Origin of the sequence: Streptomyces sp. NPDC001634 (assembly GCF_040298185.1) — a bacterium.
GTDB lineage: Bacteria > Actinomycetota > Actinomycetes > Streptomycetales > Streptomycetaceae > Streptomyces.
Genome location: NZ_JBEOZU010000043.1, coordinates 1 through 26,113, shown reverse-complemented (window position 1 = coordinate 26,113; position 26,113 = coordinate 1). Strand labels below are relative to the sequence as shown.

Sequence of the window (26,113 nt, the reverse complement as noted above, 5' to 3'; positions counted from 1 at the left end):
GCGGCCCCGTTGGCGCATCTGTCCGAGCCCGAGCTCGACGGCAGGCTCGCCGCGCCTCTGGAGCGCTGCACACCGCAGCCCGTCACCGATCCCGGCATTCTCCGGGCGCAGTTGAAGAGCGCCCGCACGGACGGCTGCGCCTACGGCGTCGAGGAGCTCGAAACGGGTCTGAACGCGGTGGCCGCACCGGTCTTCACCTTCAACGGGCAGGTGGTCGCCGCGCTCAGCGCCTCGGGGCCGTCCTTCCGGTTGACCGAGCAGCGCCTGCTGGAGGTTTCCGCCCTGGTGCAAGGCGCCGCCGAAAAGATCTCGGACCGGCTCGGTTACCTCCGCCGGGCCTGAGACCTGCGGGCAGGAACACCCCTGATACGAACCCTATGGAGGATGTCATGTCTCCTCGACCGCAGCCCGGCCGCGAGTTCGTCCTCACCCTCTCGTGCCCCGATCAGGCCGGTCTCGTCCACGCCGTGACCACCTTTCTCGTAGGCCACTGCGGCAGCATCATGGAGATTCGGCAGTTCGACGACCGGCTACAGGACCGCTTCTTCATGCGGGTGCACTTCGGTGTCTCGGATCCGGATGTTTCGCTGGAGGAGCTGCGGGCCGGTTTCGGCCCAGTCGGTGAGGCGTACCGGATCACCTGGCAGTTGCCCGACGCCTCGACCCCCACCCGCACGCTGATCATGGTGTCGAAGTTCGGCCACTGCCCGAACGACCTGCTCTTCCGCAAGTCCGCGGGCACGCTCAACATCGAGATCCCGGCGATCGTCTCCAACCACCGCGAATTCGAGTCAATGGCACCGAACTACGGCATTCCCTTCCACCACATCCCGGTCGCCCAGCAGACCAAGGTGGAAGCGGAGGCGCGGCTGCTGTCTCTCGTCAATGAGCTCGACATCGACCTGGTGGCCCTCGCCCGCTACATGCAGATCCTCTCCGACGACCTGTGCAGGCAGCTCGACGGCCGCGCCATCAACACCCATCACTCCTTCCTGCCGAGCTCCAAGGGGGCCGGGCCGTAAGGCCAGGCACACCGGCGCGGCGTCAAACCCGTCGGGGCCACGGCACACTACGTCACAGCCGACCTCGACGAAGGCCCGATCATCGATCAGGACGTCGTCCGCGTGGACCACTCGCGCACTCCGGAGGAACTGGTCACCGTCGGCCGCGATGTCGAGGCCCGGGTACTCGCCCGCGCCGTGCAGTGGCACAGCGAGAGCCGTGTGCCGGCCAAGGCAGATGCACGGTCGTTTTCCGCTGACGAACGGCGATCCGAGCACCACCCAGGTCCGTGGAACCGCCTGCGTATAGTTGCGCCATGAGCAACTCCACGGCAGACGGCGAAACAGCAGGTCCCGCGGTGAACGGGGTCCAGTCCGTCGACCGTGCGGTCAGCGTTCTGGAAATCCTCGCCCAACGCGGCGAGGCCGGTGTCAGCGAGGTTGCCGCCGAGATCGACGTCCACAAGTCGACCGCGTTCCGTCTGCTCGGGGCGCTGGAGGCGCGCGGGCTGGTGGAGCAGGCCGCCGAGCGGGGCAAGTACCGGCTCAGCTTCGGGATCGTACGCCTGGCGGGCGCGGTCACGGGCCGCCTCGACATCACCCAGCAGGGCCGGCCGGTGTGCGAGCGGCTCACCGAGGAGATCGGCGAGACCGTCAATATCGCGGTCCTGCAGGAGCATTACGCGGTCAACCTCTACCAGGTACGCGGCCCGGGCGCGGTCGGCACGCACAACTGGGTCGGGCAGCTGACCCCGGTGCATGCCACGTCCAGCGGCAAGATCCTGCTGGCCCATCTGCCGGAGAAGGAGCGCGCCGCAACGCTCGCGGCGTCGGGGACGAAGAAGCTGACGCCACACACCCTGACCGCCAGGACCAAGCTGGAGAAGAATCTCGTCGAGGCGCGGGAACGCGGGTACGCGGTGACGCTGGAGGAACTCGAGATCGGACTGCACGCCATGGCCGCCCCGATCCGGTCCCGGGACGGCGAGGTCATCGCCGCCCTCAGCGCCTCCGGCCCCGCCTACCGCTTCACCGAGGAGCGCATCCACGAGTTCGCCCCCGTGCTGCTCGAAGGCGCCAGGGAGATCAGCCACCGGATGGGCTACCTGGGCTGATCAGCCCCTGGCCGGCGGGAGGAACCACAGCGCTCCAGGCGTACGACGATGCTCTAGGACGTCGGCGTGTTGGAGGTGTCCGCCACGGAGCCTCGCCGCCAGTCTCATCGGGACCACCATCGAGTGGTACGACAACTCATCCGATCAGAGCCACGCAAGACAACCCGATTCCCTGTGAGTTGCCTCACCCACCGCTGTCGGTTCCCGCACACAAACTGGCTAGTCAGTACCCCCCTCCCACATCCGACGACAGGCTGTTGGCCGGATACGTCAATAATCTGTCATTGCAGCCAGTGCGTTGCCCGATACAGGCTGTGACCGTGTTAGAGCGACGTGTTGTTGTGGTGGTGTACGCGGGTGCGCTGGCCCTGGACATCACCGGACCGATTGAAGTCTTCGATACGGCCAACCGGCTCCTTGCCCCGTCGGTAGCCCCCTACCGGATCGACCTGGTCTCCGCCGACGCACCACTGGTGCGCACGAGTTCCGGAGTGACGGTGGAAGCCTCACCTCTGGAGGCAGGGCAGGGCCCCATCGACACGCTTCTCGTGCCGGGCGGATGGGCTCTCGGCGACGCACTCCGGGACCGGGCGCTGGTCTCCTGGATCGGCCGGGCAGCAGCCCGGTCGCGCAGGGTCGCCTCCGTATGCGGCGGATCCTTTCTGCTGGCCGAGGCGGGCCTTCTGGACGGCAGACGCGCCACCACGCACTGGGCTTACAGCGAGGCGATGGCCTGCCGCTATCCGAACGTGACGGTGGACGCCGAGCCGATCTTCGTCTGGGACGGCCCCTTCGTGACCTCAGCGGGCGTGTCGACCGGGATCGACATGGCGCTGGCCCTGGTGGAGGCCGATCACGGTGCGGCGCTCGCGCTGGAGACGGCGCGGTTTCTGGTGCTTTTCCTGAAGCGGCACGGAGGGCAGTCCCAGTTCAGCGCCGTCCTTGACGCCCAGTTGGCCGACCATCCGCCGATCCGGACCGCACAGGAGTGGATCCTGGACAACCTCCACAACCCGTTACCCGTGGCCGAGATCGCCCGGCGGGCCAATATGAGCCTGCGCAATTTCGCCCGGGTCTTCAGGCGCGAAGTGGGCACGACGCCCGGCCAGTACGTCGAGCGGACGCGCATCGCCCGGGCGCGCGAGCTACTGGAAACCACCGACCTGACGATCAGTCAGGTGGCGACCCGCTGCGGATTCGCCGCCCCCGAGACGTTCTTCCGCTCCTTCGGACGCACTCTGGGGCTTACCCCGAAGGAGTACCGGCACCGCTTTCAGGTCATCTCGCCATCCGGCCTCATCGACCAGCGCCATGAGACGGACAGGAGCTCCGCATGATCACCCCGATCTCGGACATGCCCGAGGCAGGAACGGTCCGCCTGGTCGACTACCTGGCCGGGGAACTCGCCAGGGCCGGCGTCACCCACGTGTTCGGCGTCGGCGGCGCGAACATCGAGGACTTGTACGACGCCGTTCACCGCGGCGGCACCGTCCGCGGCGTCGTCGCCAAGCACGAGTTCTCCGCCGTCACGATGGCCGACGGATACGCCCGAACCACCAGGCGCCTCGGCGTTGTTGCCGCCACCTCGGGCGGCGGTGCGATGAATCTGGTACCGGGCCTGGCAGAAGCGTACGCCTCCCGGGTTCCCGTGCTGGCTCTGGTGGGCCAGCCGCCGACCGGCCAGGCAGGCCACGGGGCGTTCCAGGACTCCAGCGGCAAAGGGGGCTCCTTCGACGTCGCGGACGTCTTCACACCGGTCTCCCGGTTCTGCGCCTGGGTCGAGGACGCTGACTCACTCTTGGAGTTACTGCCCAAGGCGGTGGCGGCGGCACAGACCGATCCGCGGGGGCCGGCGGTACTGCTGCTGCCCAAGGACGTGCAGCAGGAACAGATCCGGTTGCCCGGCCGCAGCGAGGCGCCGGCAATGGGCGTGCAGATGCCGGCGCCGTCGGCGCCACGGCTCGACAGCTCGGCCCTCACCGCTGTGTCGGACATCCTGCGCGGGGCCGACCGCGTCCTCGTCATCGCCGGTGAAGACGTCGCCGCCGCGGACGCGCGTGCGGAACTGGCTCAACTGGCCCGGAACCTCGGGGCGTGGGTGGCGGTCACCCCCGACGCCAAGGATGTCTTCGACAACCGTGATCCCCGGTTCGCCGGCGTAGCCGGGGTGATGGGCCATGCCAACGTCGAGGACTGTCTGCGGCGGGCCGACGTGTGCCTGCTGGCCGGTACCCGGCTGCCGGTCCTGGCACGCGGCGGTCTCGACCGGGCTCTGGCCACCACCGAAGTCGTGTGCCTCGGTCCCGAACCGCCGTTCGTGTCGGGCACCGCACTGCGCGGTTGCCTGCGGGAGGCGCTGCGCGCGGTGACCGGCCGGCTCCCGCCGCGCCCCCATGCCTGCCCGCAGCACGCCGGTCCCCTCCCCGCGCCCATGCCGCACCCGGTTTCTCAGGCCCCCGGGCGAACCGTCCCCTACACCCAGGCGATGGCCGCGGTGGAGGCAGCGCTTCCCCAGTGTGCGCACGTGTTCGTGGACGCCGGCAACGCAGGTGCCAGCGCGGTCCATCTCCTCCCCGCACCGCGCCACGGCCGCTTCGTGGTGGCGGTCGGCATGGGCGGCATGGGCTACACCTTCGGTGCAGGCATCGGCGCCGCGCTCGCCACCGGGCGACGCACCTATGTACTCGCCGGCGATGGGTCCTTCTTCATGCACGGAATGGAGGTGCACACCGCCGTGGAGTACGCCGCACCCGTGACCTTCGTCATCTTCAACAACAACGCCCACGCCATGTGCGCGCTGCGTGAGGAGTTTCTCCAGGGAGGCATCCGCAGCGACGACCTGTTCGGCCGGACCGACCTCGCCGCTGGAGTGGCCGCTGCCTTCCCGTCTCTCGACGTCACCGGAGCCGACGACGCGGAGCAGTTGCGCAAGGCGCTGCTGCGCAGCAACACAAGCGGCGGCCCCGCGTTCGTCGCGCTGGACTGCGACCCGGGGGAGATCCCTCCGTTCCTTCCCTTTCAGTCCTTCGCCACCGCCACCGTCAGTAACCAACGCCGCAGCAAGGAGAATTCAGATGAGCGAGGAGTCGTCCACGTTGGCTGACATCCCCGGCCTGATGCGGATCGAGAACCCCGGAAAAGAGGAGCTGACCGCCCACTGCATGGAGCTCACCCACGCCGTCTACCCCCACCATGAGGTGTACGGGCAGTACTGCACCATCCACGAGTACGTCGACTGCCCCCCGGAGCTGACCTACGACTACCTCCGCCAGGGTCACCACCTGGAGGAGTGGACCTGCAGCCTGCGGGACTTCGCGCCCTCCGGCACACCGGGGCTGTGGGTCGGCCACGACCGGCTCGAGGACGACACCACGATCTACTGCAAGGTGGCCGCCAATCCCGAGGCGATGACCGTGGACTACCACTGCTCCTGGGACCAGGGCGAGAAGCTGTGGATGATCTACCTGATGCGCGTCGTACCGGCCCGCCTGGTGCTCGACAAGCCGGGGTCGGTGATCACTTGGACCAACTGCCGGCACCCCTATTACGACGCCAACCCGCACCCCGACTTGACCCCCCGCCCGGACCGGCCCTGGGTGGGCGACTACTGGGACCTGTTCTACGCGGGGCACACGGTGGAAATGAACAACCTCAAGGCCATCCTGGAACACCGCCATCGCAACGGCCTGCCCGTCAGCGTGGCTCCGGCTACGGCGGTGGCGCGGTGATCACAGTCAGTCTCACCGACGTCGCAGGGTACCTCCCCGGCGAACCGGTCCCCGCCGAGTTCTACACCGACTACCCCGGAGCCGAGGACAAGCTCCGCAACCATCCCATGTTCAAAGTCCCGCCGTTACGGCACCACGTGGCTCGGGACGAGACCAACGCGGACATGGTCGAACGTGCCGTACAGCCACTGATCGAACGGCACGGCCGGGCGGCGATCCGAGCCGTCGACGTGTTGTTGGTGCACAGCCAGCTGCCGGACCTGCCGTTCGTCGGCGCCGGCACCGAGGTGGCACGGCGGTTGGGCCTGAACCCGGAGTGGCTCGTCGACGTGGCCAACGCGGGCTGCGCCTCTTTCATATACATGCTGAAGCTGGCCCGGCAGATCCTCACCACCACCGACGCGAAGACCGCGCTGATCTGCAACGCGCAAAGCGCCGCAGGCCAGTGTTTCACGCAGTCCGAGGTGCGCAGGCTCGCCCAGGCGGCAATTCCGGGCGACGGCTGCGGCGTCGGGTATGTGACGAGATCGGCCGACACCCCGGTCCTCGACGTGGAGACCCGGCACATCGGGGAGTACGCCGGGGACATGACCGTGGCGGTCGACGACGGCCGCAAGTACTGGGAGCCGGGAGAGTCCCAGTTGCGGATCGGGTTCACCGACTCCAGCGTCGCCAAGGTCCTGGCACGCGGCAACCGCCTCGTCCCGGAGGCCGTAACGGACTTGTGCCGACGGCTCGGCGTGGCGACCAGCGACATCGACGTCCTCATCACCAACCAGCCGAACCGTACCTTCCTGCGGAACTGGCAAGAGGCGCTGCAACTGCCTGCCGAACGGCACCTGAACACCTTCGACCAGTACGGGAACCTTTTCGGAGCGGCAATCCCGGTCACCCTGAACCGCGCGATCAGCTCGGGTCGAGTGAAGGACGGTGACCTGGTGGTGCTGGCGGGATTTGCCCACGCGGGCGACTTCGCCGGTGCCGCCGCCATCCGCTGGCGCGGCGGGCGGGGATGACCGATGGGCGTTCCCGTGCTGCACCGACTGGCCCTGAACGAGAGCCCGTACCCTCCACTGCCCGCGGTGCGTACGGCGATGCGACGGGCCGTCGCACAGGCGCACCGATACCCGCAGTTCTACCCCGACGACCTCACCGAGCGGATCGCCGCATGGTGCCGGTTGCCCCCCCGACCATGTCGTGGTGGGCAGCGGATCGGTGGGCGTGGCCTTGCAGTTGCTTCAGGCGGTCGTCCAGCGCGGCGATGCGATGGTCTACGCCTGGCGCACCTTCGACGCGTACCCCCTGCTGGCCGCCATGGTCGGCGCTCAGCCCGTTCCCGTGCCCCTGTCGCCGGACGGACACCAGGATCTGGGCGCCTTGCTGGCCGCGCTCGACCACCGCACCCGCGTCGTGGTGGTGTGCAATCCGCACAACCCCACCGGAAGCCTGGTCACCGCCGACGCCCTGTCGGCGTTCCTGCACCGGGTCCCCCGACACGTCATCGTGCTCCTCGACGAAGCATACGTGGAGTTCACCCGGGACACTGACCTGCCGGACACTGCTGGGCTCTTGCGCTCGCACCCCAACGTGCTGGTCCTGCGCACCTTCTCCAAGGCCTACGGCCTCGCGGCCCTGAGGGTCGGCTACGGACTCGGCGCTCCCGACTTGGTGGAGCGGATCCGCCGCCAACAGTTGCCCTTCGGGATCAATGCGGTGGCGACGGCGGCAGCGAAGGCCTCACTACGGGCCGGCAGCGAACTGCGCCTGCGCGTGGACACCATCGTCGCCGAACGAGACCGACTCCGGCACGAACTCGTCGGCCTGGGCTGGCAAATAGCCCCTGGCCACGCCAATTCCGTCTGGCTCGCCGCGCCCGATCCGATAGACGAGGGCGCCAGGGCACTCACCGTCGCCGGCGTCCAGACGCGCCACTACCCGGGCGAGGGACTGCGTCTCACCGTCGGCAGCAGGAAGGCCAACGACACAGTGCTTGCCGCGCTGGCGGAACTGCGCGCACCCCGAGGTGCGTCACGGACCTGAAGTACACCACTGCGGCGGCCGGGCAGGCGGAAGGTCACCGACGCCGCCCATGCTTCTTGAAGGTGTACAGGCCATGTCGAGGCTCGAACCTATCGGTGGTTCGGGCCTCAACACCGCCTCATCGGTGGCTGCGGGGCGGCGCACTCCTGGCGATCCGATTCTGAGGCGTGCTGGTCGAGCATCCGGCGTAGGCGCGGCCGAGCCGGTCGTCGGTCGGGGTGGCGCGACGGCACCGGGCAGGCCGAGCCCATCAAGGCCCTGCGGGTGCAACAGCACGTGCGGCAGATCGCTGATTTCTTCCCGGCCGTTGCGCGGATGAACAGCGTAAGTTCGCGCACCAAGACGACCCGGCGGCCCCCGGCGACCACGACCTCGTCACGGAGTCCAGGAAGGTGAGGTCGAAACGGCCATAGGAGACGGTCTCGCCGTCCGCGACCACGCGCAAGGACGACTCCGGCACTCCCAGGCCGCGGCGGATGTTCGCGGTGGAGCGCGATCCGACCAGCTCCGCACCGGTCTCCAGCGCCCACACCGGCGCATCGAGGGCGTGATCGTCATGGGAGTGAGCGCAGACAACCGCGGCCGGCGTCCACGGCAGAGTGCATCCTTCGTGATTGATCCACTGCGCTGGAGACCGTTCGCGCCGGTTCCTCACGGCGGTGGGGGTGGGCCCGGTCGTTCTCAAGACCCACCCCGGAAACGTCTCAGACGCCGACGGGCTTGCCCGGGCCGGGAACGCGGCGGAAGCGGAACGGCTCCGGTTCGCGGTCGGCCTGGATGAACCAGCACTCCCCGGTGCCGTCCCCGGAGAGGACCCGCAGCACCGTGTCTGCGACGGCCTCGGCCGGGATGACCGGCAGACCCTGCCCGGAGAGCATGCCACGCAGGGGGTCGATGATCCGCGACTCCGCGAACCCTGGGCAGACCGCGTTGAAGCGCACGTTCTCCGGCGCGAGAGCCGGCCCCAGGGAGCGTGCGAGTCCCACGACCGCGTGCTTGTTGGCCGCATACAGCGGATCGAGTGGCACCGCCGCCAGGCCCGCCAGGGACGCGGTCGCCACGATCGATCCTCCGCCACGGGCCCGCAGCGCGGGCAGCACGGCGTGGGTGCCGAAGACCACGCCGTCGAGGTTGGCCCCCATCGCCCGGCGGTAGCGCGCCGGGTCGAAATCCTCGCCGACGCCGCATCCGGTCGCCACCCCCGCGTTGAGCAGCGCGATGTCGACACCGCCGTACAGCTCCTGGGTGAACTCCACCAGCGCGCGGTTGGCGTCGAGGTCGGAGACGTCGCAGGCGCGGAAGTGGCCGTCGGCCATGTCGGCCACTTCCTGGCCGCCCCGCGGGTCGAGGTCGGCGACGACCACGCGTGCCCCCTCCCTCGCCAGTGCCAGCGCCATGGCCCGGCCCAGCCCGCTGGCAGCGCCGGTGACGATCGCCACCTTTCCCTGGAACGCGGCGCCGTCTCTCTGTCCTCCCCGCGGGGCTGCGGCCCCGCTCTCGGCGGCGGTCATGCCAGCTCCAGCACGAGCTTGCCGACGTTCTCGCCGCGGAAGAGCATCTGCAACGTCTCGGGGAAGTCGTCCACGGTTCCCCTCACCACATGTTCCTTGACCTTGATGCGGCCGGCGCCGATCCAGGCGGAGATCTCCTGGGCTGCCTCCGCGTAGCGCTTGGCGTAGTCGAAGACGACGAAGCCCTCCATCCGGGCGCGGCGCACCAGCAGCGAGAGGTAGTTCGAGGGGCCCTTGACCGGCGTGGCGTTGTTGTACTGACTGATCGCACCGCACACCACGACGCGCGCGTGCATCGCCAGCCGGGTCAGTGCGGTGTCGAGGATGTCCCCTCCGACGTTGTCGAAGTAGACGTCTATGCCGTCGGGGGCGTGCTCGCGCAGCGCCTTTTTGACGTCGTCGGCCCGGTAGTCGATCGCCGCGTCGAATCCGAGTTCGCCGGTGAGCAACGCGCACTTCTCCGGCCCTCCGGCGATGCCCACGACCCGGCAGCCCTTGGCCTTCGCGATCTGACCCGCGATGGTGCCGACCGCGCCGGCGGCTCCGGACACCACGACGGTCTCGCCGTCCTTCAGCGCCCCGACGTCCAGCAGGCCGAAGTAGGCGGTCATGCCGGGCATGCCCAGCGCTCCCAGATACGTCGAAGGCGGGGCGAGCGAGGTGTCGATCTTCATCGCGCCCCTGCCGTCGGATACCACGTACTCCTGGACGCCGAACGTGCCGACCACGTGATCTCCCGGTCGAAAGCCCGGGTGGTTGGATGCGGTGACCTCGATGACCGATCCGGCGCGCATCACCTCCCCGATGCCCACCGGCGGCAGGTAGGAGGGGCGGTCGTCCAGCCATCCCCGCATGGCCGGATCCAGGGAGATGACCCGCGTCCGGCCCGTGAACCGGCCCGGGCCCGGTTCCTCGAGGGGTTCGCAACGGTGCTCCCAGTCTTCGGGTTTCACTTCGCCCACGGGGCGGGCTGCCAGACGGATCTGGCGGTTGGTCGCGGACATCGCGCCTCCTGTCGTTCGCGTCCCGTGACCATACCGACCAGTAGGTACGCGGGTGTGCGTGATATTCCCCACAAGCCATCCGCGAGACCACGCGCCTACAGTCCGGGGGCGTCCCTCGTCGAGCGATCGCTGTCGACCGGATGCCGCATCGAACTCGAAACGTGACACTCAGCAGGCTTATGAGGCATTCCAACCAGTCGGTATCGTGCGCGGCCACACCCCGGCTTCACCGCCCACCTCCCACGCGTCCGAGCCGCACCGGAAGGCCATGCGATGACACACCCCGACGACAACCCGTACCCGCACCCGCCGCCGGCGCTGCCGGGATGGCCGCAGCCGCAGGCCGAGCCCTATGCCCACGCCCCCCGGCGCACGTCATACGAGCGGGATCCATGGCCGTCGTACGGACACGACGTCCCGCAGGGCAACTCGTATGGATACGACACCTCTTGGTACGACCCGTACGGGCAGGCGCTCCGGCACGAACCGTACGCGCCCAAGACCGATCGGCACGGTGGCGACCTCGCCGCCCTGCGCTCGGCCTACCGCCTGCTCCGCCGGATCTCCACGCTTACCGCGCTCGGCTCCTTCGTGGTGTATGTCGTGCTGTCCTGCTACGCACCCTCCCTGATGGGGGCCAAGATCGCCGGAGAGCTGAGCCTGGGAATGGCCCTGGGGGTCCTCCAGCTCGTCGTCACCTTCGGGGCGGTCTTCTGGTACGGACGCAGCGCACAACGCTCAGTGGATCCGTTGGCCCGCGCCGTCAGAGAGCGGGCGGTCCCCACCGGCCGGAACGCGGGGATGGCGAGATGAACGACTTCAGCTCCGGCACGCAGGCCACCGTCCTGATTCTGTTCACCACGCTGGTCACCGTCACGCTGTTGATGTGCGTGATGGCGGGACCGGACCGCGACGACCTGACGAACTTCTACACCGGCTACCGCTCGCTCACCCCGTTCAAGAACGGCCTGGCGATCGCGGGCGACTACATCTCCGCGGCCACGGTGCTGAGCACCACGGGCATCATCGCGCTCGCCGGATACGACGGCTACGTCCTCGCTGTCAGCACGGCTTTGTCCCTGGTGCTGCTGATGTTCCTGCTGGCCGAACCCCTGCGCAACGCCGGCAGGTTCACCATGGGAGACGTCCTGGCCCGCAACATGCCCGGGCGGGCCGTGCGCGTCGCCGCCTGCGTGGTGACGCTTTCGGCGACCCTGCCCTTCCTGGTCGTTCAGCTCTCCGGGGCCGGGTCGCTGCTCACCTTCATCCTCAACATCCCGCACGTGGCGGGCGCCAGGACGGCGTGCATCGTCATTGTCGGCAGCCTAATGATCATTTACGCGGCGCTCGGCGGTATGAGAGGCACCGCGCTCATTCAGATGATCAAGATCGTGTTCCTGCTCGGCACCAGCCTCGTCGTCGCCGCTCTGGTACTGAACCGCTTCAACTGGAGCCCCGGAGACGTCCTCAGGGCGGCCCAGCACGGCAGCGGCGCGGGCCCCGCCTTCCTCCAGCAGGGTCTTCAGTTGGGCACCTCGGCCGTGGACCGGCTGGACTTCGCCAGTCTCCAGATCACTGTGGTCCTCGGCGTCGCCTGCCTGCCCCACATCACGATGCGTCTGTACTCCGCGCAGGACGTGCCGGCCGTGCGCCGTTCCATGTCGTGGGCGGTCGGCACGGTCACCACGTTCTGCCTGCTCGTGATCATCATGGGTACAGGCGCGGCAGCGCTGGTGGGATCGCGGTACATCACCGCGACCGACCCGCACGGCAGGACCTCGGTACTCATGCTGTCGCAGGTGCTCGGCGGAACCTCCGCCTCCGCAGGCGCGACGATTGTCTACTCGGCCGTGGCGGGCATGGTGTTCATCACCCTGCTGTCGTCGGTCGCAGGGATGACCCTGGCCGCGGCCTCGTCGCTCGCCCACGACCTGTTCGCCCACGCGGCGCGGCGGGGACAGGCCGAGCCGCGCACGGAGATGACGGTGGCGGCGTGGACGAGCGTGGCCGTGGGAACCGTTGCCATCGGGCTCTCCACCCTCGTCCAGAATTGGGACGTCGGCGTGCTGACCACTCTGGCCATCTGCATAGGGGCATCGGCGGTGGCACCCGCGCTCACCTACTCCCTGTTCTGGCGAGGATTCACGCGCACCGGCCTGCTCGCCACCCTCTACGGCGGCGCGGCCTGCGCGCTGCTGCTCATGGCATTCTCCAAGGCCGTTTCGGGCACGCCGTCCGCCGTCTTCCCGGACGCCGACTTCGACCTGTTCCCCATGCAGTCCACCGGACTGGTCTCCATCCCGTTCGGCTACCTGATGGGGTGGCTGGGCAGCCGTTTGGACCACCGGCGCCGCCCCGCCGACAGCCGCGAGAACCGGCGGCTGTACGAGGAGAGCGAGGCCCGGCTGCTCGCCGCAGCCGAATGACCACATCTGCGGAGGCGGGCTACGCAAGCGGCCTCGGTGCCGTCGCTGTAGTCCGCCCAGGGACCCAAGTACCGTCGCCCGGCCCCTTCATGGCAGACGCGTGTCTCATCAAGTCCGTTCCAATGCGTCGGCAGGGTTGGCGAGCGCTGCACAGAGCTTGGTCAGGCCGACGCGGCGCAGGCCATGGAGCAGCGCCGGGAGACCGGGTCGCAAACGGCGTACACACAGGTGGCGCCGACGACCTGCTCGCCCACGGATCCTCCGTCCGGAAGGACGGGACCATCCCTGTCGTCGAGCACCGTCAAGGCGGCGAGGTGCGGGGACGGCACCCCTACGGGACTCCGCCATGAACAGGTCCTGCCGGGCCTCCTGGAGGTGTCCCCAGCTCACGTGCCGCCAGGGCCCATCTGAGTTCCACCACGGTCTCCGGAGCGTCCAGGCTGGCGCCGGTGAGCTCCTCGAAACGGCGCAGCCGGTAGCGGACGGTGTGGACATGGACGTGTGCGCTGCGGGCGACTTCGCGGATGCGGCGCCCTCTCTCCAGGTATCCCCTCACCGACTCCTCGATGAGCGCACCGAACTCCCCCTCCGCCTCCTGTGGGCGCAGATAGCGGTCGAGCAGCAACTCGGCGAGTTCCGGTTCGGCGACGACCGCTACCCGCCAGGACAGGTCGCTCAAGTCGTACACGCCGCGCAGACCGTACGCACAGGCGGCTGCCGGCATCCTGCCGGCGGCACGGAAGGAGCGGTGCACCCCGGCCAGGTCCGTCGGTGGGCCGAGCCCCGCCGTCACCTCCAGGTCACCGGTCTCCGGCTTTGCCTCGACGACTCAGGCGACAGCCTCCTCCAGCACGGTGAGCAGCGCGCCTCGGCCACTCCTGCGGCCGTGGGACTCCAGGGAGCGTTCCAAGGCGTCCGGACCGACGTTGCCGATCGGGACAGCTCTGATGGCCTGGTACGGCCGCGACAGGTCCAGTCCGTAGATCGCCGCACCGCTGTGGATCTCCGGCGCGCTCAGCGTCCCGTAGAGCAGTCCACGCAGGAAGTCGGCGTGGCGGCGGGCGTCGAACAGCGCGAGGCGACCTCCGCCTCCCGGTGGACGGCGGCGATCTGCAGGCTCGCGACGTCCCCGAGCTCCCACAGGCACTTGGTGCGGTCGACGATGAGGCCGGGGTCCAGCCCGCGTTCGGCCGCCGCGGCGATGAACAGACCCCGTATCGCGCTCAGCGCCCGGCGGAAGGCGCGGAGCCTGTCGCTGAGCGGCACGCCCCGGGCAGCCCGGTCCCGGGCCACATCGGCTTCGTCGAAGTCCTCCGGCGCGGGCACCGTCCCCTCTCGCACCACCGCGAGAGCCCTCTGGAAGTGCCGGTGCCAGATCTGGTCCAGGAGTTCCCGCGGGACCGCGCGGTAGGACGGGATGTGGTCCACCAGATCCGCGTGCAACCGCCCACCCACGTGCCCTGCTGCGCGGCCATCGTGGCGATGACCCGCTCGAGGGGATGCCTGCATGCTCACGGTCTTGACATCGTGTTTCCCTGCCTGAAGGCTACCGACCAGTCGGTACGAAGAGGTGGGTCGTGACTGAGCTGAGCATCTCCACCGGTGCGGGCGTGTTCGACGCGATCGCGGCGGGTCCGGCCGAGGGCCGCCCGGTACTGCTGCTGCACGGCTTCCCGCAGACGGGGCTGGTGTGGCAACGGCAGATAGCGGCGTTGGCCGCGCACGGCTACCGGGTCGTGGCACCGGACCAGCGTGGGTACTCCCCCGGCGCCCGCCCCAAGCAGCCCGAGGACTACCGCATCAGCCGTCTCGTCGACGACGTGGTCGCGATCACGGAGGAACTGGGCTGGGCGGCATTCGACCTGGTCGGCCACGACTGGGGAGGCGCGGTGGCCTGGTGGACCGCTGACGCCCACCCCGGCCGCGTACGAACCCTGACGGTCGTCTCGACACCGCACCCCGGCGCTCTGGCCACCACCCTGCGCACCGAGCAGGACCAGCGCAAGCGCTCGCGGTACATGATCGACTGGCGCGAAACGCCGGCGACCGAAGAGCGCATGCTGGCCCACCATGCCCAAGAGCTTCGCGCCCTCTACGCCGGAAAGGTCCCACAGGCCAGTGCCGAGGCCTATGTACGGCACCTGTCCCAGCCAGGCGCTCTCACCGCTGCGCTGAACTGGTACCGGGCCGGCCGCCCCGACGGTGCCATCGGCGTCATCGACGTGCCCACGCTGTACATCTGGAGCACCGAGGACATCGCGTTCGGCCCGGCGGCGGCGCAGGAGACAAGGCGGTGGGTCAACGGGCCGTATCGGTTCGAAACCCTCCAGGGCGTCGGCCACTGGGTCCCCGAGGAGGCGCCCGAAACGCTGAGCCACCTGCTGCTCGGCCATCTGCGGGCGCACGGCGAGCACTGAGCCACAGTCAATACCCATTCGTCGACTCTCCGGAGAGGTGACCCGATGAAGTCAGCGCGCGCAGCCTGGCGCCGCCTCGAGCCCGTACACGGCATGATCTACTTCGTTCCCGAGGCAAGGCGACGGTACGCGGATCTCGGACTGACCGGACGCGCCGGGTACTTCGCCTCCCGGAGTGCGGCGTTCGGCCGAGCATCCGCCGAGCTGGTCATCTCGACCTTCTACAACTTCAACCCCGATTTCGTACGGCAGGCGGTCGACGGAGCCTGGGACGCGACGGCGCCGCAGGAAGTGCTGGACGCTCGGTACGCCGCGGCCGGCGAAGCCCTGCGGCGGGCTGGAATCCACGCGCTGCCCGACTTGGACGAGGTCCTCGCGCTGACCCGCCGGGCGGCCGAGGCGGCTTGCGAACATGCGCAGGGCCGCCCGCTGTTCGCCGCGCATGCCGCACTGCCCTGGCCGGAGGAGCCGGTGCTGCAGCTGTGGCACGCCCAGACGCTGCTCCGGGAGTTCCGTGGAGACGGCCATGTCGCGTGCCTGCTGAGCGAGGGCGTCGGGGGCTTGGAAGCCCTGATTCTGCACGCCGCCACCGGTGAGGTTCCCGTCGATTTCCTCAAGGCGAGCCGCGCATGGCCCGAGGAAGAGTGGGTCGGCACCCAGGAACGCCTACGCAAGCGTGGTCTCCTCCGGGGCGACTCCCTCAGTCCGGAAGGCGTCATCCTGCGCCGGCACATCGAGGACCGCACCGACCGCCTGGCCCTTCCCGCCTACGCCGCGCTGGGTGACGCCGACTGTGAGCGTCTCGCCGAACTCGCGAGCCCCTTCGGCCGCGCCGTGGTCGAAGCCGGCCTTCTCAAGCTCGGCTGACCTGGCCTCTTACCCTCCCTCCGCCTCGTGCATGCTCCCTGCTCCTGTACCACCAGCAGACGAAGAATCTGCTGGGACAAACGCGCGCCGCACCCAGGCGCAGCGCCTTGCCCGCGCCCATGCCCGCAGAGGCCGCACCGTCAAATCACTCCGAACTACGCGTCCTGGACGGCACTCACTTCAACCCCTTCGAGCCCCTGAAGCACCCTTCCGCGAGCTGGCATGGTGGCCACACGCATAGTCAATTCCCAAACTATGTTGCCCCACCACATGTGCCCCTGACCTGCATCTTCCTACCGTGTGCCGACACGTACCCGTCCCCACCGCACACGAGGGAGTGGCGAACATGGCCTCCGGAATCACCGCTCCCCCACCCCCCGCCAGCCTCCCCAGAATCGTCGCCGCCAGTCTCATCGGCACCACCATCGAGTGGTACGACAACTCATTCGATCGGCGCTAGGACCTGCGGCTTTCTGCAATTCTGGCTACGGAAGTCAGCACGGAACCAGCACCGGAAGTCGACGGTGATGACTAACGCTCCTTAAAGCGAGTTCAGCAGCTGTCCGCAACGCGACGTCCGAAGCCGCACATCCTCACTCTCCGTGTTGACAATAGCCAAAGAAAAGCTCAAGGGGGAGCGTCGAGTGTCTGAGCGGATACAGGCGCAGACGTCACCGCCCATGTGAGGCGGTGACCGATCTGCATCCGCTGCCGCCCGACCGCGCAAGTTGCTGGTGCTGAGCTGCAAGAGCGCCTCAGCCGGACAGGCCAGCTACAAACAGCGCCCACGGCTGAGTCGGCGTCACAGGTGCACGGCTATGGGGCAGTGGCCGGGCAAACCGCAAACGGCGTGGACAGTACGGCGGATGGCCTTACGAGAGCAGCCAATGGGCGTACCAGGGGGCCCTGCGGTGGGGCTGCGGCGTTTTGAGGCCGCGGACAGCACGGCGTGCGCTGTGCTGCAGCTGACAAACGGCTTCGAGCTTGTCGACGATCGCACTCGCCACTACGTGCCGACGCCTGCGATGGGGCCGTGTCCACACGGACCGCGGACAGACCGCCGCCATGTAGACAAGGTAGTCGGTCGCACTCTTGTGATGGGGCCGCAGCCTGGCAGGCGACGGACAACGCCCCATCCGCGTTGGCCAATGCAACCTGGTCTGCTGATGAGGCGCGACCGCGGAGGCTGCGGACAGGCCACCCGCCCTGCTCATCCACGCATTCACCGACGAGCCGGCCAACACGCCCTACCAACTCGTCGCCGGCAGCCGCCGCGCCCTCGCCGACCTGACCGCCGTACGAACCCGCTGGCACCAAGCCGCCTCACCGGCACCGTCCCCAGCAGCCACGCCCGTACGGACCAAGGCCGCTCCTGCGCCCCGCGCCGGCCCGCCGAAGACCACCGCCCCGACGCCCACGCGTATCTCCCGCTGACCCCGAACTCGCCGGTGGCCGGACCGAAACGGCCAACCGCCGGCAGAAGTGCACACTCTTCGTGACGACACCCTCCATCGACGCACACGTCCGTCTCGACACGCACCCCGCGCACCCCAGCGCCGTGACCGCCACCCTCACCGGCACCCGCCAGGACCTGGCCCGTGGCCTGCTGACCACCTGCGGCTTCGATCCCCTCGACGACCGCACGATGGTCATGGCCCGCATCGACCGCGAGGAGCCCTTCTAGGCCGAGCAGGCCGCACAGGCCCTGGCCTCCGAAGGGATCACGACCCAGATCACGGCCAAGCTCCGCGAGGCGATGTCTACCTCCACGGCGAAGACCACCTGCGGCAGGTCGCCGACAGGGTGGCCATCGCGACACGGGCACCGTTCGCGCCCACCGTCGCAGAACCGCCGCGGGATGATCCGGACTCGCTGATCGGCGAGGCCGTGTACGACAGTGAAGCCGTCCACAAAGCCCTGATGCGCCTGGCCAACGGGATCAACCCCAACCGGCCCGTGACCGTGGCAACGGTCACAGCTCTGTCCGCAGTCGCCGACCTGCTGGCGCTGCGGCCTTCATGGGTCGCCTACTGCAACGACTGCTTCGGCCTCGACCCCGACGACCACGATCCCCGAAGTGAAATGTGCCGTCAGTGGGTGCGCGGCGCAACCGTTCGCGCCTGGACCGGGTTCCCCGAGGCCCAGCGCGTACATCACCGCGCGAGTGAGAGCGTCCTCCAGCTCCGGGCAGAGCTTGCCCAGTTCTGCAGACACGACATCACGTCGCTTGCCCACCCGGCGGCATAGTCCGCAGTACATGCTCGGCCAGCAGGAGGGCCGCCACACTGCCCGCCTCCGTGATCGCCCCCTCCCGGACGGCTCTGATCGCCGCAGGAATCGGCCGCCACTGCACCGTCATGCCGACTTCGGTGGCGTCACGGCTCACGGCCGCCGGGGTCAGACTGGTGGCGAGGAACAAGTGCGTGCGCGCGGCTGTCGTCGCGGGCAGCGGGTCGATCACTCCCAGCAGCCGCAACTCGCCAGCCACCGCCCCCGTCTCCTCTTCCAGCTCCCGCAGCGCAGCGGCACGGGGATCCTGACCTTCGGTTCCCCCGCCCGGCAGATGCAGCACGCGTCGCTGCTGCAGGTAGAAATCATCCTCCACCAGCGCCAGGCACCGATGCTGGTCGAGCGCGACGACGCGCACACCGTCATCGACAACCACATGGTCGTAGATATCGGGGCTTCCGTCCGGGCGAATCACCCCATCCCGGCACAGAGAAACAAAGGGCCCTTCGTGAAGGAGCACCGTCCGTGTCCGCTGCCAGCCCATGCCACCCCCTCGCCTTCGCCCGCAAGACGCTGGCGCGCAAAAGCGGTACGCCTGTTCAGGACGCAGGCGCGCGGCAATATAGCGGCGGATCCCCGGTTACCGAAACCGGGGATCCAGCCGCATCCTTGGAGATCCACCGCCACCCCTGACCGCTACGTCGAAGGGCGATCACCACGACGAAGAGCACGACTTCATCCGCACCTCGGGCCGTCCATCCCGGGAGCGTCGAGCAGCGCTACGCCGCGGCGTAGCTGAGGCGGAACAGGTCCTGGGCGCGCGCCAGGTCCCGCTCCGTACGCAGCTGCAGCTCCAGGTCACCTGTGCCGTGGTGACCGAGCCCCGTCACATCCCGGGTAAAGCCGGGAACCAGGTCGACCGACTTCGGGTCGCCCTTGAGGTAGACGAGCAGCTTGGTCTGCTGCGGCGGGCAGACGCATGCGAAGTTCCGCAACCACTGGTAGGCGCGGTACTGCTTGCGCTGGACACAGGTGACCCCGTCACCGAGTCCGAGCAGCACCTCGTCGACCGCCTCAGCCAGCTGCGCCATCGCTCCGTCCTGGCTCCGAGTCGACGGCATCCCGTCCGCGCGCCGACGACCCCGTTTGGACGCGGCCGAGTGCCCCGTAACGGAAGCCACGGTCTCAAGACCGAAGAGGTCGTTGCCGAAGTACCGGTAGCGGACCAGGTCGATCGAGCGCCGGTGCTCACGTACGGCGTGCGCGTCGTAACGAGTGAAGTCCCCGGCAACGCAGATCAGCCGGGGTGCGCTCCACAGGATCTGGGACGCGGCCGTGCCTCTGTGACTGCCGCAGGTACTTGTCACCGGGGCAGTCTCGCGACAGAACCCGAACCTCATCTACCCAGGCTGGAGTCTCCAGCTCCCTGCCCAGCACGAGGGCGCCTCCCGCCCCACGCCCCGGCCTTCCAGCCCGTCATAACCCGGCAGTGCCCACACGCAAGGAGCGAAAGAGACGGGTACTGCCGCACAGCCGCCAGGCCAGTCCGCGTCCGGGCACACTGTCGGCCGGCACGCGGCGGGCGTCCGGCTGCCTCGCGACGCCGGATACGTGTCCCTCGCTCTGGCTGCCGCTCTCGGTTTGACCGCGCTGCAGGTGATGCGCCGCCGTCCCATCCACGCACCCGCCGGCAATCCCGGCATTGCGAACACGGGCACACCGGCTCCTCGGGGCTGAATGGCCATGTGCGAGGTCCGCGGACCATGGCTCCAGCCAGTTCCGGCCGCTACAGAGCGATGGCGGCCGAGCAAATCACGGCGTGGCCGCCAGCCGACGTCGTGTCACACACCTCGTCAGCGCGGCAGGGTCACGACGGCGCGTACTCCGCCGGTGTCGGCCTCGGTGAGCACGATCGTCGCTCCGTGTGCCGTGGCGATCTCCTTGGCGATCGCCAGGCCGAGTCCGGTGGACCCGCTGGTGCGGCCCCGGCTGGCGTCGAGCCTGACGAAGCGGTCGAACACGCGCTCGCGCTCCTCGGCCGGGATTCCGGGGCCGTCGTCGCTGATCTCCACGCGCACGCTGCCCTCATCACCCCCGGAGGTGAGAGACACTCTCGATCCGGCGTGGCGGACGGCGTTGTCCACGAGGTTGCGGAACAGCCTCGCCAGGTCCTCGGGGTTGCCGGTCACGGTGGTGTCTAGTGGGACCGAGACGTCGATCCGCAGGTGCGGGGCCGTGGTCGTGGCGCGGATCTCGGTGAGCAACGCGCCGAGATCGACGGTCTCCTGCCCTGCGGCCAGTTGTCCAACGTCGGCCCTGGCCAGGGTGAGCAGCTGGGAGATCAGCTCTTCAAGCCGCCCCGTCTGCTGGACCGCGCGCGTGGCGATGTCCGGCCACGGCGCGCGGGCGGGATGGGCCAGCCCCACCTCCAGGCCGGTGCGGATCGCGGTCAGGGGGCTACGGAGCTCGTGGCTGGCGTCGGCGACGAATCGGCGCTGGCGTGCGGCGGAGTCGTCGAGCCGGGTGAGCATGTGGTTCATGGTGCGGGCCAGGTGGCCGATCTCGTCGTCGGTGCCTGGCTCCGGGACGCGCTGGGACAGGTCCGCGGCGGTGATGGCGGTGACGGTGCGCCGGATCTGCTCCACGGGCCGCAGCGCGCGGCCGACGACCCACCACACGGTGCCGCAGGCCAGCAGGAGCGTGGCCGGCACGCCGATGACGAGGAGCCGGGCGAAAGTCTCGTCAACCTGGTCGCGTTGGTTGGTTGAGGTCACGGTGACGACGGTGACCGGTCGGCCGCCGACCGTGGTGCGCTCGCCGACGACGGAGACCTCGGCGGGGAGGATGTCGGCGGCGGCCTTCTGCCGGACCGGGGCGGTGGAGCCGGGCGGGAGCGAGAACACCGCGGATCGGCCGTCGAGGTCGCGGGTGGCGGCGAGGACGGTGCCGTCCGGCGCAAGGACCTGCGCCTGGGCCTGAGCGTCGAGCACCGACGGCGGTAGGGGCCGCGGGAAGATCGGGCCGGTCGCGGACTGCTCGATCTGGACGGCGTAGGTACGCAGTTGGTCGGCGATGGTCCGCTTGGCCTGGTCGACCTGGAGCAGATACATCACGACCAGCCCGAGCATAACGGCGGCGGTCAGCGCGATTCCCGCCAGGAACGTGACCCGGGTCCGCACGCTGCGGGGGTGAGCCGTTCGAGCCAGGCGGTACCAGCCGCGCGGGTGCTCGGTCATGACTCCTCGCTCCTGATGACGTATCCCTTGCCGCGGACGGTCTCGATGACCGCAGGTGCCTCCAGCGTCTCGATCTTGCGGCGCAACCGGTGCACCACGACCTCGACGACCGCGGGATCGCCGTCGCGGGAGGCGTCCCAACAGTGTTCCAACAGTTCGGACTTGGAGATGACGGTGCCTTTGTGCCGGAGCAGGTACTCCAGCACGGCGGCCTCCCGACCGGTCACATCCAGGGGTGCGCCGTCGCGGGTGACGGTGCGCGCGGCGGGGTCGAGCGCCAGGCCGGCGGCGGTGAGTACCGCCGGCCTGGCACCGAGGGTCCGTCGGGTCAGCGAGCGCAGGTGCGCCAGCAGGACCGGGTAGGAGAACGGCTTGGACAGGTAGTCGTCCGCGCCGGAGTCCAGTCCCTCGGCGTGGTCGAGGTCGTCCGTCATGGCGGTCAGCATCAGGATCGGCGTCCAGCGCTCTCGCTCGCGCAGGCTCTGGGCTACTTGGTAGCCGTCCAGGCCCGGCAGCATCACGTCCAGGACGATGACGTCGTAGGCGTTCTCCGTCGCCATCCACAGTCCGTCGGTCCCGTTGTCCGCCGTGTCCACGATGTAGCCCTCGGCCGTCAGACCCCAGACCAGGGCCTGGGCGACGTCCGGCTCGTCCTCGACCACGAGTACCCGCATGGGCTAAGCATCCCCGACGTGCAACGGAACGGACGTCTCGCCCTCGACTACGACGGCGGGCTCCTTCGCCGGCAGCCGCAGCAGCCGCGCGGCCCGGTCCGGCAGCCACCAGTTCCACTCCCCGAGCAGCGAGACCAGCGCGGGCAGCAGCAGCATCCGGACCACGACCGCGTCCAGCAGCACCCCGAACGCCAGACCCATGGCGATCTCCCGCACGGTGACGTCGTTGGCGGTGGCCAGCGAGGCGAGCGCGAAGAACAGGATGAGCGCGGCCGAGGTCACCAGGCGGCCGGTGCGGGACACGCCCTCGATGATGCCCTCCCGGGTGGACCGGGTGCGCTCGTACCCCTCGCGGACCCTGGCCAGGATGAACACCTCGTAGTCCATGGACACCCCGAACAGGAACCCGAAGATCAGCACGGGGGCGAGGGCGTCGATCGCGCCGTAGGTGGACGCGCCCCACAGCGCCTTCATGCCGGCGCCGTGCTGGAAGACGATTACCAGCAGCCCGTAGGAGGCCGCCACCGACAGCATGTTGAGCAGCACGGCCTTGGCGGGCAGCAGGATCGACCGCATCCCGCGCGCCAGCAGCAGGAAGGTGACCACCGCGACCACCGCGAACAGCAGCGGGAACGAGCCGTAGGTGGCGCTGGTCTCGTCGATCTTCTGCGCTCCCTCGCCGCCGGCCAGCACACCAGGCGGGACGCTGCGGCGGATGTCGTCCAGCGAGGTGCCGCCGCTCGCGCTGCCGACCTCGTGCCGCGGGATGGCGATGACCATCGCGCTGCTCCCGGCAGGCCAGCCGGGCCCCGCCGGGGCGACCGCGCCACGAAGGCTGGAGACGGTATCCAGAGCCGCCACGACGGTCCCCGCGTCGGCGGCCTTCGGCACGTACAGCGGCACGGCCGTCAGCGTCCCGGAGGGGAATCCGTCGGCTTCCAGGGCGTGCAGCCCATCGGTGTACGCGCCCGAGGTGGCCAGCGCGTGGCTGCTCGGCGCGCTGATGTTGATCGTCGCGGCGATGCCCGTCAGGGCGGCCAGGATGCCCAGGCCCGCGACGGCCGAGGCCACCCGGTGCCTGATCACGAACCTCGACCAGCCGGTCCAGAACCGGCTGGCGGCCTGGCGCCGCGACGCCCGTCGCGGCCAGTCGACGCTCGGGCCCACCTTGGACAGCACGGCCGGCAGCAGCGTCAGCGCGACCCCGGTCGCGGTGGAGGGGATGAACAGGCCGGACACCCCGATACCGCGGACCATCGAGTTGGGGATGACGATCAGCGCGAACAGGCCGAGCGAGGCCACCATGCCGCTGAACCAGACGCTGTGCCCGGCCCGCTTTACGGCCGCCCGCACCGCCTCGTCGTTGCTCCGTCCCGCCGCGCGCTCCTCCCGCCAGCGGGTGACCACCAGCAGCGAGTAGTCGATGGACAGGCCGAGGCCGAGCAGCGCCACGATGTACTGCACAGCCGGGTTGATCGGCGATGACGAGGGCATCAGGTAGGTGAGGCCATAGACGAAGAGTTGCATCGTCAGCACCGAGACCAGGGCCATGAGGAGCGGCAGCAGCGCCAGCAGCGACCCGAACACCCAGGCCAGCACCACCAGGGCGCCAAGCGCTCCGACGATCAGCTCGCCGGTGACGCTGGAGTTGCCACTGCCCGTGGTGTTGCCCGCCTCCAGGGACAGCAGGCTGGTGCCGTGCACGGTCAGGCCGGGGGCCGCCGACCTGGCAGCGCTGGTGAGGGCGTCAATCTGATCGGTAGCCATGTCGTCGCCCGGCTTCGGCGGGTAGGCGAGCACGATCGTGCTCGTGCCGCCGGTCCCGACCAGCGTCCGGCTGCCGGTCGAGGCGTAGGAGACCACCCGCAGGCTGGGCGCCGCCTTGGCGATCCCCGCATCCACCGCCCTCAGTTCCGTCGCGACCTGCGGCGAGGTCATGGTCTGACCTGCCGGCAGGTCCAGGATCACGACACCGGTGTCCTGGGTCACCCCGCCGAAGACCTGGGCTATCGCCACGTTGGCGGTGTAGCCCGGGCCGCTGACATGCGTGCCCGGCTGCAACCGGCTCGACAGCGACGGGGCCAGCACCACGCCGGCGACCGTGATCACCAGCCAGCCCAGGCCCACCAGCAGCCGATGGCGGATCACCCACCCGCTCAGCTTCTCCATGTTTCCCTCCCGGTGAACGGCAGCAGCGGCGGCCACTGTCTGTCTCACTCGGCAAGGTAGGGAGAGCTTCCTTACGAGACGCTTTCAGTGCCCCCGGCTCGCCCGTTCAACCCCGCGTCAAGGTCGGCAGAAGGGTCGCGTGGAGCGGGGTGGCGGGCCGCCGCTCGATGGCCCGGATGTGGCCGACCTTGTCCCTGTAGAGCCCGACAGCGGTCCTCGCGTGGCCAGGTTCGGAGCCGTGACGGGCGCTGCACCGAACTCTCCGCTGGGCGCAGTGGCGTCCATCGGCGGCGAGCTCGCTGCCACCGGTCCGGCCATCGTCCCGGTCACCGGACAGCCCCGGTGACCGTGGTGGCCAGGAAGTCGGCCACACGCCGCAGTGCGGCCTTCCCCTCGTCCAGCATCCCGGCGAACGCCTGGAACAGGTGCGGCACGCCGGGCGTGACCTCCAGGGTGACGGGTACGTCGTCGGCTGCGGCACGGGCCGCGAGTCGGACCGCGTCGTCGAGCAGCAGTTCGTGCGACCCCGCCTGGATCAGCAGCGGGGGGAGGCTGCGCAGGTCTGCGAAGACCGGGCTGACCAGGGGATCCGATGGATCCACCGCAGCGGCGTAGTCCTTGGCGCGGACCGCGATCGCCTCCGGGATGAAGGACGGGCCGACCGCCTGCTTGCCGGTCATGCTCGCGCCGGAGAAAGTCAGGTCCGCGTAGGGGGAGAACAGGACCCCAGCGGCGGGCATCGGCAGGCCCTGGTCGCGTGCGGCGACCAGCAGCACCGCGGATCAACCGGCTGCTCGTAAGAGGTCTTCGAGCCAGATCATCGAGGCGCGAAGTTCGAGGCCGGCGAGGTAGCGGGCTCCACCACCTTCACGAACGGACCAATGTGGCTCTCATTCCCGTTGCCCAAGTGGCTCCGCTTCGCCCCCGTCGAAAACAGCAGGCGTGTCGGTCGCATCGGGCGCGAGGGGGTCATTGGTGGTGGCTTCTGAAGACGACCACCCGCAGGACCGTGAAGCGCACCACGGTCACCAGGGCGAAGCTCGGCGCAAGTACCAGGGTCTCCGCTATTGGTGAGGCGGTGGGCCGGTAGTGGCGGAAGAGCAGGACAGCACCTGAGGTGACCAGGTACGCCAGGACGAACAGACCACCCGCGGCCAGATGCGCCTGGAGGACCCGGACCGGGGACCGGCGAAAGGTCAGCCGGCGGTTGGCCTCCGTGTTGAGGACGGTGATGACAAGGAGGGAGGTGAAATTGGCCAGGATCGGCGGCGACCACTGGCGCAGAACCCAGTACAGCATGGCCTGAGCCACCGTGGAGGCGACGCCGATCCCGACGAACCAGAACACTTCCATGGTCAGCGCGGTGCGGCCGCGCCAGGTGGCGGCGCTGCGCCATGCGCTGAGGCGTCGCACCCCACCATCATGGGGCCGCCGTGCGACCCGTCGAGCCGTGCGGAGCGCCGGTTCAACCGTTCGGCTGACGACAGACGCCCGCATGCACGACAGACACGGAGAGCCGACCCGATCTGCGCCGGTGTGCAGCTGACGATTTGACAGGCACTGACGGAGCGGTGGGGTTCGACCCACACGTTGAAAGACGGTCTGGGGATACGGGAGGCAGTCGTTGGACAGCGGCGGACGGCCGCCGGCCCCGGGCTCCGGCGGGCCGCAGCGGCGGGGATCGGACGAGGGTCAC

The 26,113-nt window shown here is 69.4% G+C and carries 23 protein-coding genes and 2 pseudogenes; 14 read left to right on the top strand and 11 right to left on the bottom strand.

Features of this window, described 5'->3' with window-relative positions:
* The first annotated feature begins 9 nt into the window (after positions 1-9).
* The 8 genes and pseudogenes from ABT186_RS26735 to ABT186_RS26700 all read left to right on the top strand — a co-directional run bounded on the left by ABT186_RS26735 (position 10) and on the right by ABT186_RS26700 (position 7,884).
* Positions 10-342, top strand: a complete 333-nt coding sequence (locus tag ABT186_RS26735; protein WP_351221974.1) for an IclR family transcriptional regulator domain-containing protein — start codon at positions 10-12, stop codon at positions 340-342.
* A gap of 47 nt (positions 343-389) precedes the next feature.
* Positions 390-1,261 (top strand): annotated as a pseudogene (purU, locus tag ABT186_RS26730) (formyltetrahydrofolate deformylase).
* Between the two features lie 57 nt (positions 1,262-1,318).
* A complete protein-coding gene (locus ABT186_RS26725) occupies positions 1,319-2,116 on the top strand; it encodes an IclR family transcriptional regulator (RefSeq protein WP_351221975.1) in 798 nt (265 codons plus the stop codon).
* Between the two features lie 320 nt (positions 2,117-2,436).
* A complete protein-coding gene (locus ABT186_RS26720; protein ID WP_502973333.1) occupies positions 2,437-3,453 on the top strand; it encodes a GlxA family transcriptional regulator in 1,017 nt (338 codons plus the stop codon).
* Entirely contained in the window at positions 3,450-5,219 is a 1,770-nt protein-coding gene (locus tag ABT186_RS26715; protein WP_351927206.1) for a thiamine pyrophosphate-binding protein, read from the top strand. The genes ABT186_RS26720 and ABT186_RS26715 overlap by 4 nt, the downstream gene beginning before the upstream one ends.
* On the top strand, positions 5,191-5,844 hold the full coding sequence (locus ABT186_RS26710; RefSeq protein WP_351221978.1) for an SRPBCC family protein: 654 nt from the start codon (positions 5,191-5,193) through the stop codon (positions 5,842-5,844). The genes ABT186_RS26715 and ABT186_RS26710 overlap by 29 nt, the downstream gene beginning before the upstream one ends.
* Positions 5,841-6,860, top strand: coding sequence for a 3-oxoacyl-ACP synthase III family protein (locus ABT186_RS26705; protein ID WP_351221979.1), 1,020 nt, complete (start codon positions 5,841-5,843; stop codon positions 6,858-6,860). Before ABT186_RS26710 ends, ABT186_RS26705 begins: the two co-directional genes overlap by 4 nt.
* Before the next feature lie 184 nt (positions 6,861-7,044).
* Positions 7,045-7,884, top strand: a complete 840-nt coding sequence (locus ABT186_RS26700; protein WP_351927204.1) for an aminotransferase class I/II-fold pyridoxal phosphate-dependent enzyme — start codon at positions 7,045-7,047, stop codon at positions 7,882-7,884.
* Between the two features lie 704 nt (positions 7,885-8,588).
* Here the strand turns inward: ABT186_RS26700 and ABT186_RS26695 are convergent.
* Both ABT186_RS26695 and ABT186_RS26690 read right to left on the bottom strand, forming a co-directional pair.
* Positions 8,589-9,395 carry an SDR family oxidoreductase gene (locus ABT186_RS26695; protein ID WP_351927202.1) on the bottom strand — a complete coding sequence of 269 codons (807 nt, stop codon included), beginning with the start codon at positions 9,393-9,395 and terminating at the stop codon, positions 8,589-8,591.
* The gene (locus tag ABT186_RS26690) at positions 9,392-10,399 is read right to left on the bottom strand and encodes an NADP-dependent oxidoreductase (protein WP_351927200.1); all 1,008 of its coding nucleotides are present in this window, start codon (positions 10,397-10,399) and stop codon (positions 9,392-9,394) included. The genes ABT186_RS26695 and ABT186_RS26690 overlap by 4 nt, the downstream gene beginning before the upstream one ends.
* A 273-nt stretch (positions 10,400-10,672) precedes the next feature.
* On the opposite strand from ABT186_RS26690, the gene ABT186_RS26685 reads away from it, so the two are divergent.
* Both ABT186_RS26685 and ABT186_RS26680 read left to right on the top strand, forming a co-directional pair.
* Positions 10,673-11,212 (top strand): DUF485 domain-containing protein, encoded by a 540-nt coding sequence (locus ABT186_RS26685; RefSeq protein ID WP_351927198.1) that lies wholly within the window; start codon positions 10,673-10,675, stop codon positions 11,210-11,212.
* The gene (locus ABT186_RS26680) at positions 11,209-12,825 is read left to right on the top strand and encodes a sodium/solute symporter (RefSeq protein ID WP_351927196.1); all 1,617 of its coding nucleotides are present in this window, start codon (positions 11,209-11,211) and stop codon (positions 12,823-12,825) included. Before ABT186_RS26685 ends, ABT186_RS26680 begins: the two co-directional genes overlap by 4 nt.
* A 331-nt stretch (positions 12,826-13,156) precedes the next feature.
* Here the strand turns inward: ABT186_RS26680 and ABT186_RS26675 are convergent, their stop codons facing one another.
* Complete coding sequence (locus ABT186_RS26675; RefSeq protein ID WP_351927194.1) at positions 13,157-13,618, bottom strand: PucR family transcriptional regulator; 462 nt, start codon at positions 13,616-13,618, stop codon at positions 13,157-13,159.
* 221 nt (positions 13,619-13,839) lie between these two features.
* Positions 13,840-14,334, bottom strand: coding sequence for an RsbRD N-terminal domain-containing protein (locus ABT186_RS26670; RefSeq protein ID WP_502973332.1), 495 nt, complete (start codon positions 14,332-14,334; stop codon positions 13,840-13,842).
* Between the two features lie 77 nt (positions 14,335-14,411).
* On the opposite strand from ABT186_RS26670, the gene ABT186_RS26665 reads away from it, so the two are divergent.
* The 4 genes from ABT186_RS26665 (at position 14,412) to ABT186_RS26650 (ending at position 18,356) form a co-directional block, all read left to right on the top strand.
* Positions 14,412-15,242, top strand: a complete 831-nt coding sequence (locus tag ABT186_RS26665) for an alpha/beta fold hydrolase (RefSeq protein ID WP_502973331.1) — start codon at positions 14,412-14,414, stop codon at positions 15,240-15,242.
* Positions 15,243-15,287: 45 nt separating this feature from the next.
* A complete protein-coding gene (locus ABT186_RS26660) occupies positions 15,288-16,109 on the top strand; it encodes an SCO6745 family protein (protein ID WP_351221988.1) in 822 nt (273 codons plus the stop codon).
* Between the two features lie 1,495 nt (positions 16,110-17,604).
* Positions 17,605-17,793 carry a hypothetical protein gene (locus ABT186_RS26655; RefSeq protein ID WP_351927190.1) on the top strand — a complete coding sequence of 63 codons (189 nt, stop codon included), beginning with the start codon at positions 17,605-17,607 and terminating at the stop codon, positions 17,791-17,793.
* 119 nt (positions 17,794-17,912) lie between these two features.
* Entirely contained in the window at positions 17,913-18,356 is a 444-nt protein-coding gene (locus tag ABT186_RS26650) for a hypothetical protein (protein WP_351927188.1), read from the top strand.
* Here the strand turns inward: ABT186_RS26650 and ABT186_RS26645 are convergent.
* From ABT186_RS26645 to ABT186_RS26615, 7 genes and pseudogenes are all read right to left on the bottom strand, one after another.
* Positions 18,328-18,882 (bottom strand): NUDIX domain-containing protein, encoded by a 555-nt coding sequence (locus tag ABT186_RS26645; protein ID WP_351927186.1) that lies wholly within the window; start codon positions 18,880-18,882, stop codon positions 18,328-18,330. The genes ABT186_RS26650 and ABT186_RS26645 overlap by 29 nt on opposite strands.
* 235 nt (positions 18,883-19,117) lie before the next feature.
* Positions 19,118-19,675, bottom strand: a pseudogene (locus ABT186_RS26640) (DUF5655 domain-containing protein); the annotation flags it as partial.
* 516 nt (positions 19,676-20,191) lie between these two features.
* Positions 20,192-21,574, bottom strand: a complete 1,383-nt coding sequence (locus tag ABT186_RS26635) for a sensor histidine kinase (protein ID WP_351927184.1) — start codon at positions 21,572-21,574, stop codon at positions 20,192-20,194.
* On the bottom strand, positions 21,571-22,248 hold the full coding sequence (locus ABT186_RS26630) for a response regulator transcription factor (protein ID WP_351927182.1): 678 nt from the start codon (positions 22,246-22,248) through the stop codon (positions 21,571-21,573). The genes ABT186_RS26635 and ABT186_RS26630 overlap by 4 nt, the downstream gene beginning before the upstream one ends.
* Before the next feature lie 3 nt (positions 22,249-22,251).
* Positions 22,252-24,417, bottom strand: coding sequence for an MMPL family transporter (locus ABT186_RS26625; protein WP_351927180.1), 2,166 nt, complete (start codon positions 24,415-24,417; stop codon positions 22,252-22,254).
* Positions 24,418-24,743: 326 nt separating this feature from the next.
* Positions 24,744-25,193, bottom strand: a complete 450-nt coding sequence (locus tag ABT186_RS26620; RefSeq protein WP_351927178.1) for an alpha/beta hydrolase fold domain-containing protein — start codon at positions 25,191-25,193, stop codon at positions 24,744-24,746.
* Between the two features lie 193 nt (positions 25,194-25,386).
* Entirely contained in the window at positions 25,387-25,830 is a 444-nt protein-coding gene (locus ABT186_RS26615; protein ID WP_351927176.1) for a GtrA family protein, read from the bottom strand.
* Positions 25,831-26,113: the final 283 nt, after the last annotated feature.